At 75.1% G+C, this 6676-nt stretch carries 8 protein-coding genes; 4 read left to right on the forward strand and 4 right to left on the reverse strand.

Features of this window, described 5'->3' with window-relative positions; translation table 11 throughout:
* Positions 1–112 precede the first annotated feature (112 nt).
* A complete protein-coding gene (locus TEK04_RS18700) occupies positions 113–1153 on the forward strand; it encodes a heparan-alpha-glucosaminide N-acetyltransferase domain-containing protein (RefSeq protein WP_336405870.1) in 1041 nt (346 codons plus the stop codon).
* Positions 1154–1162: 9 nt separating this feature from the next.
* Here TEK04_RS18700 and TEK04_RS18705 read toward each other — a convergent pair whose 3' ends face one another.
* Both TEK04_RS18705 and TEK04_RS18710 read right to left on the reverse strand, forming a co-directional pair.
* Positions 1163–2068 carry a polysaccharide deacetylase family protein gene (locus TEK04_RS18705; RefSeq protein ID WP_336405871.1) on the reverse strand — a complete coding sequence of 302 codons (906 nt, stop codon included), beginning with the start codon at positions 2066–2068 and terminating at the stop codon, positions 1163–1165.
* Positions 2069–2151: 83 nt separating this feature from the next.
* Entirely contained in the window at positions 2152–2757 is a 606-nt protein-coding gene (locus TEK04_RS18710; RefSeq protein WP_336405872.1) for a LysE/ArgO family amino acid transporter, read from the reverse strand.
* A gap of 140 nt (positions 2758–2897) precedes the next feature.
* On the opposite strand from TEK04_RS18710, the gene TEK04_RS18715 reads away from it, so the two are divergent.
* Together TEK04_RS18715 and TEK04_RS18720 are read left to right on the forward strand one after the other, a co-directional pair.
* On the forward strand, positions 2898–3476 hold the full coding sequence (locus tag TEK04_RS18715) for a helix-turn-helix domain-containing protein (RefSeq protein WP_336405873.1): 579 nt from the start codon (positions 2898–2900) through the stop codon (positions 3474–3476).
* Between the two features lie 13 nt (positions 3477–3489).
* The gene (locus TEK04_RS18720) at positions 3490–4359 is read left to right on the forward strand and encodes a LysR family transcriptional regulator ArgP (RefSeq protein WP_336405874.1); all 870 of its coding nucleotides are present in this window, start codon (positions 3490–3492) and stop codon (positions 4357–4359) included.
* 32 nt (positions 4360–4391) lie between these two features.
* On the opposite strand, the gene TEK04_RS18725 is transcribed toward TEK04_RS18720, so the two are convergent.
* Together TEK04_RS18725 and TEK04_RS18730 are read right to left on the reverse strand one after the other, a co-directional pair.
* Positions 4392–5282 carry a Rieske (2Fe-2S) protein gene (locus TEK04_RS18725; RefSeq protein WP_336405875.1) on the reverse strand — a complete coding sequence of 297 codons (891 nt, stop codon included), beginning with the start codon at positions 5280–5282 and terminating at the stop codon, positions 4392–4394.
* Between the two features lie 47 nt (positions 5283–5329).
* On the reverse strand, positions 5330–6232 hold the full coding sequence (locus TEK04_RS18730) for a TetR/AcrR family transcriptional regulator C-terminal domain-containing protein (protein ID WP_336405876.1): 903 nt from the start codon (positions 6230–6232) through the stop codon (positions 5330–5332).
* A gap of 199 nt (positions 6233–6431) precedes the next feature.
* Here TEK04_RS18730 and TEK04_RS18735 point away from each other — a divergent pair, with 199 nt between their 5' ends.
* Positions 6432–6602: a CsbD family protein gene (locus TEK04_RS18735; protein WP_336405877.1), complete on the forward strand. Its 171-nt coding sequence runs from the start codon at positions 6432–6434 to the stop codon at positions 6600–6602.
* Positions 6603–6676: the final 74 nt, after the last annotated feature.

Raw genomic sequence — 6676 nt, forward strand, 5'->3', positions numbered from 1 at the left:
CCGTCCTGGCTCACCGACGCCGGTGAGCCAGGACGGACACTGGTGAACCCAGCTGATCCATGCCGGCCCCACCGGGATGGTGCGGGCGGCTGGGCACCCCGACCATGGACACGTGGGGTCCGAGGTCGGCGCAGCAGCGGGGACGACGGTGCGGCTGCACGGCGTGGACGTCGCCCGTGGCCTGGCCGTGGTCGGCATGCTGTTCGTGGACAACCGCGGCAACGCTGAGATCGGGGAGCAGTTCGTGCACGCGCCGTGGCACGGCTTGCGGCTGGCCGACGTCGTCTTCCCGGTGTTCCTGCTGGTCGTCGGGGTGTCGATGCCCTTCTCCCGCCGTGCCGACCGACCCGGCGCCGTGGTCCTGCGGGTGCTGAAGCTGGCCCTGCTCGGCTGGCTGATCGTGGTCGCCAAGTACGGGTTCGACGCCGTCGGTGCCGGGGTGCTGGGCCACGTCGCCGGTGCGTACCTGCTGTGCTGGCTGCTGCTCCGGCTGCCCCGCCGCGCCCAGGTGCCCACCGCGGCGGCCGTGCTCGCCGTCCTCACGCTCGTCGCGGTGCTCGTGCCGGTCCCGGGCACGGGCCGGACGGCGGTCGAGCCGGACGCGAGCTGGGCGCACTGGTTCGACGACCTGCTCGGGCTCGACTTCTCCGCCGAGGCGCCGCACTCGTACCTGCCCAGTGCGGTCACCGTGTTCCTCGGTGTGCTGGCCGGCCGGGCGCTGCTCGAGTGCGGCGCCCGCGGTGCGTTGCCACGGATGCTGGCCGGGGCCGGTGCGCTGCTGGTGGTCGGCCTCGCGGTGGCCCCGCTGCTGCCGGTCAACAAGCGGCTCTGGACGCCGTCGTTCGTGCTGGTGACCGGCGGCATCGGGCTGCTGGTGCTGGCCACGGCGATCTGGCTGGTCGACGTCCGCGGGGTCCGGCGCCCGTTCCGCCCGGCCGAGGTGCTCGGCCTGAACGCGATCGTGGCGTTCGCGACGTCGGAGCTGCTGTTCCGCGCGCTGCTGCGGTACGACGTCCAGCCGGCCGTCGACCGCTGGCTGACCGGCCTGACCAGCGCGACCACGGCGGCCTACCTGTACGCGGGGTTGTCCGTCGTCGTGGTCTGGGCGGTCTGCCAGCTGCTGGCCCGGCGCGGCATCGTCGTCCGGATCTGAGAGGGCCGGTCAGTTCACCGTCGTCGCGGGCTGACCGCCGATCGGCTCGGGCTCGCTGAGGGCGAGCAGCCGGTTGGCGCTCATCAGCGTGATGCCGCGGTCGGCGATCTGCTGCAGCGCCGAGGGCAGCGCCCGCACCTCGAGCTCGCGCCGCTCGGCCAGGGCCTGCGCGAACGAGGCGTCGGGGTCGAAGGTGCCGCGGCCGATGCCGTCGTGCAGGCCCAGGACGTCCCCGGCGATCACCGTCTGGCCCATGTAGTCACCGATCTCGGAGACCTCCCTCTTGTCCCCGGGCCCGCGGGTGACCGACCAGATGTAGGTGTCGTAGCCCAGCTCGGCGGCCACCCGCAGCGCGTAGCCGGTGATCTCGCCGCGCGGTGGCCGGAAGCTGGTGAAGGGCGTGTCGATCAACGCGGCCACCTCGTCGCGGCAGCGCACCAGCTCGTCGCGGGTCTGCGCCGCGGTCAGCGTGGTGAGGTCCTGGTGGTCCCAGGTGTGGTTGCCGATCTCGTGCCCGGCGGCGACCACCTCGCGCAGCAGGTCGGGGTGCTGCACGGCGTTGTGGCCCATGACGTTGAACGTCGCGGTCACCCCGGCGGCGGCCAGCGCCTCGAGGATCCGCGGGGTGTACTCCGGCGTCGGGCCGTCGTCGAAGCTGATGCAGGCGATCGGCGAGGTGACCGTCGTGTTCCAGACGACGCGGTGGGTGCCCAGCCGGGCCACGCTCTCGCCCTCGTCGGCCGCGCCGCCGGCCTCCATGAACTGCTCCTGCGCCCGGGCCCGCGCCTCGTCGCGCACGTCGTCGTCACTGCGGGTGAGCACGGTGCCGAGCGTCCCGCCGACCGCCCCGCCCACGGCCAACCCGCCCAGCCCGAGCCCGGCGCGACCGAGGAACTGCCTCCTGCTGCTGCTCATGACCCGTTCCTACCGCTCGGGGCCCGGGAGTCGGCTGCCAGTCGGCCATCGGCGGCTGTGGGTCTGCTGGGAACCGGGCGCGGTCAGGCGGAGAGCAGGAGCGAGAAGGCCAGCGTGGTCATGACGAGCGCGACGACGCCGTCCAGCACCCGCCACGCCCCGGGGCGGGCGAACACCGGGCGCAGGGCCCGTGCGCCGGTCCCGAGCCCGGCGAACCACAGCAGGCTCGCCGCGCAGGCCCCGGCGGCGAACCACCACCGGTGCTCGCCGTGGGTGCCGGCGATGCTGCCCAGCAGCAGCACTGTGTCCAGGTACACGTGCGGGTTCAGCCAGGTCAGCGCCAGGGCGGTGCCGACGACGGGGCCCAGCGGCGCCCGGGTGCCGGCCGCGTCGGGGGCCAGGACGGCGGGCCGCACCGCGCGGCGGGCGGCCAGCAGGGCGTAGCCGAGCAGGAAGACCGCCCCGGCCAGCCGCACGACGCTCACCAGCCAGGGCGCCCGGGCCAGCACCGCGCCCGTGCCGCCCACCCCGGCGAGGACGAGGACGACGTCCGACGCGGTGCACACCGCGACGACGGCGAGCACGTGCTCCCGGCGCAGACCCTGGCGCAGCACGAAGGCGTTCTGCGCCCCGATGGCGACGATCAGCGACAGTCCCAGGCCCAGACCGGCCAGTGCGGCAGCTTCCACGGAGCAGAAGCTAGGTGGCCCGTGTCGACAGCGGCGCGCATGATCCTGCAGGACCGACAGCACAGCTGTTGCACCCGCACCTGCGGGCCCGGCGGGGGATTGCGTGATCAGCAGCTGCACGACCCGGGGACGGAGGCGGTGTGGACGGCAAGGCGGAGGTGCTCGAGCTGGACGACGCCGCGCAGCTCGCGGTGATCGCCTCGCCCGTGCGCTTCATCGCGTTCGAGGAGCTGTTCGCCACCCAGGCCCCGATGACGGCCACCCAGCTGGCCCGGCGCACCCGGGTCAGCCCCAGCTCGATGAGCTACCACCTGCGCGAGCTGCAACGGGTGGGTCTCGTGCGCCGCGCCGCCGCCGGGGAGGACGGGCGGGAGCGGCTGTGGGAGGCGCCGGCGCTGCGCTACGACATCCGGTTGAGCGCGGTCGACGACCCCGCGGGGCGGCTGGCCCTGGTCGACGCCTACCTCTCCCCGTTGCGCGCCCGCATCGCCGCCACGCTCGAGCGGCGGGCCCGGGAGGGCAGCGACGGCGACGGCGAGCACGCACTGGGCATGGGGCGGCTCAGCCTCACGCGGGAGGAGATGGTGGCCCTGCAGGCCGAGGTGGCCGCCGTCTGGCACCGCTACGAGGAGATCGGGTGGAGCCGCGAGCCGGCGGCGGGCGACCTGGTGACCGCCCACTACGTGTGGTCGCTGCTGTCCGACGACCAGCAGTCCTAGACGACCGGCTCCGGTGGACCTCCCGCAGCTGCGCGCCCTGGTCGCGGCCGTCGAGACCGGGACGCTCGACGCGGCCGCCGGCGTCCTGCACGTCACCCCGTCCGCGGTGAGCCAGCGGATCCGGGCCCTGGAGTCGGCCACCGGCCAGGTGCTGCTCGTGCGCAGCCGGCCCGTCGTCCCGACCGCGGCCGGGGCCGCCGTGCTGCGTCTGGCGCGCCAGGTCGAGCTGCTCGTGGCCGACACCCGTGCGGCGCTGACCGGGGCCGGGGGGCCCGCCGGGCCGCCGGTGCTGCCGCTGGCGGTCAACGCCGACTCCCTGGCCACGTGGTTCCTGCCCGCGGTCGCCCCGCTGGCCGCCGACGTGCAGCTGGACCTGCGGGTGGCCGACCAGACCATGACCTCGGCGCTGCTGCGGGACGGGACGGTGATGGCGGCCGTCACCGCCGACCCCGCCGCCGTCCCGGGCTGCTCGGTCACCCGGCTGGGGGCCATGACCTACCGCCCCGTGGCGACCCGGCGGTTCGCCGACCGGTGGTTCCCCGACGGGGTGACCCCGACGGCGCTGCGCCGGGCGCCGGTGGTGGTGTTCGACCGCACCGACGACCTCCAGGCCGCCTACCTGCGGCGGCGCACGCACGACCGCCCCAGTCCGCCGACCCACCACGTGCCCTCCAGCGCCGACTACCTGGCCGCGGTGCGGCTGGGGGTGGGCTGGGGCATGGTGCCCGACCTGCAGACCGGGCCGGACGACGGCCTCGTCGAGCTGGACCCCGAGGGCGCGGTGGACGTCGTGCTGTGGTGGCAGCAGTGGCGGCTGCGGTCCCCCAGCCTGGACCGGCTGGCCGACCTCGTCCGGGCGGCTGCGGGAGCCGCGCTGGACTGATCAGGCGCTAGGTTGAACAGGCGTTGGGCTGATCAGTCGTCACCGGTGTGCCGGCCGGCCAGGCGGGCCAGCACGCGGCCGCTGTCGAGCCGCACCACCAGCTTCTCCTGCGGGACGGCGGCCGGGCCGCGGGTGGGCTGGCCCGCCTCGAGGTCGAAGGCCGAGTCGTGCCAGGGGCAGACCAGGCAGTCGCGGCCGCGCACCTGCGCCACCGTGCCCTCCGACAGCGGGCCCCCGAGGTGCGCGCAGGCGTCCAGGAGCACGTCGACGCGGTCGCCCCGGCGCACCACGGCCAGCGGCACCTCCCCGCCCTGACCCTGCCCGGACCGGCGCACCGGCGCGCCGTCGGGCAGCTCGTCGAGCGGGCCCAGGTCGATCCAGTCGTGCGTCAGCGCGCGGGCCGCGGTGGCGGCGTGCGAGACGCCCGAGCTCTGCGCGTAGCTCATGTGGCCACCGACCGCCGCCGAGCCGCCGGCCAGGGCGAGCCCGGCGTAGGCCAGCACCCGCCCGGTGGTGCCCGACCCGCGGCGCCGGGCGACCAGCGACCCGGCGTAGAGCCCGAGCGCGACGGTGTTGAGCGCCGCGTGCACCAGGCCGACCCGGCGCACGCCCACTTCCTGCTCCGACCAGTCGGCCGAGCCGGCCACCGCGGTGGGGACGGCGGCGGCCACCCCGGTGCCGATGAGCACGGTGGCCGCCGGGCGCAGCGGGGGGACGGCGTCCAGCAGCCCGGCGGCGATCCACGACCCGACCGGCACCTGCGCCAGCACCGGGTGCAGCGGGTGGCCGAGCCAGGTGCCGTGGAGCGCGTCCTTGAGCGCCCGGGGCCGCAGCGCGCGGCCCACGGCCTCGCGCGCGGGGCGGTCGGCGGCGTCCAGGGCGGGGGAGTCGGCGACGCGGTCGAGGAATCCGAGCAGGCTCATGCCGGCCCCCTACCCGACGCGGCGGGGGCGGAACCGATCAGGACGGATCAGATGCCGGCCGGGGGCGGCGCCTCGACCTCCGACGTGTCGACCGCCACCGGGGGCAGGTGGTGGGCGCCGGTGTCGAGCATCGTCTGCAGCCGGTCGAGCAGGCTCTCCAGCGACTCCTCGAACTCGGCCTGCGTCTCGTCCAGGGACAGCAGGGGCTGCAGCGCCGACACCAGCGGGTAGTCGGCCAGGTCGAGCGGGTCGGCGTCGGCCGCGCCGTCGGGGTCGTCGACGGCGTTGATGCCCACACCCCGCTGAGCCACCTCGAGCAGCAGGTCCCCGAGCAGGAAGCTGGTGTAGGCCCGGTAGGCGACCACCGACTGCGTGCTGCTGAACCCGCTCGTCTGCAGGGCGCCCAGGAACGACTCGACCCACCGCAGGCTGCGCAGCGGCGGGCGCACCCAGGGCGCGGCGGACGGCCGGGTGGCGACCAACGGGAAGACGGCGGGGTGGGCCAGGGCGATGCGGCGGACCCCGTGGGCCAGCCGCTGCAGGTAGTCCTGCCAGCCGTGCTCGGGGGCGAGCAGGACGTCGTCGTCGGCGAAGAGCTCGTCGACGACGGTCTCGACCACCGCGTCGAGCAGCTCGTCGCGACTGGGCACGTAGCGGTACAGGCTCATGGCCTCGACGCCGAGCGCGGCACCCAGGCGCCGCATGGTGAGCAGCGGCAGCCCCTGGGTGTCGATGAATTCGATGGCGCCGCGGACGATGCGCTCCCGGTCCAGCGGCACCCGGGTGCCCAGGTCGAGGGGGCCGGTGGCCTCGTGCGCCGGTCGCTCCCCCCGGTTCTCGGGCAGGTCGCTGTCGGCGGGGTGGTCGGGTGGTGCGACGCCGCCGTCGGCGAGGGCGCCGGATTCCCCCGGGCCCTGGTCGTCCGGGTCGGGTGGCGTGCGGGTGGCCACGGTGCTCCTCGTCCGGCGTGGTGGTGGTCGAGCTCGACCCTCGCACTGCACGTCAGGCTCAGCATGTCGAGAGGGCGTCGATGTGATGTGTGTCATCCATGTTTGGGCGCCGGCCCGGCTGCGCATGAGTGGCTCGCACGCCGGCTTACAGCGTAGGGCCGGTTGCGAACGATCCAGTTCCACACCACGAGGAGATGTGATGAGCGCCGTCGACAAGATCAAGAACAAGGCCGAGGAGCTGGTGGGCGAGGCCAAGGAGGCCATCGGCAAGGCCACCGACAACGAGCAGCTGCAGGCCGAGGGTCAGCGCGACCAGGCCGCCGGCAACACCAAGCAGGCCGGCGAGAAGGTCAAGGACGTCTTCAAGTGATCACCGGGGGCGGGGGCCGCACCACGGACCCCCCCCCGACCGCACCCCAACCCCACAGACCCGCCCCCGCCGGG

Origin of the sequence: Klenkia sesuvii (genome assembly GCF_037083825.1) — a bacterium.
Lineage (GTDB): Bacteria > Actinomycetota > Actinomycetes > Mycobacteriales > Geodermatophilaceae > Klenkia > Klenkia sesuvii.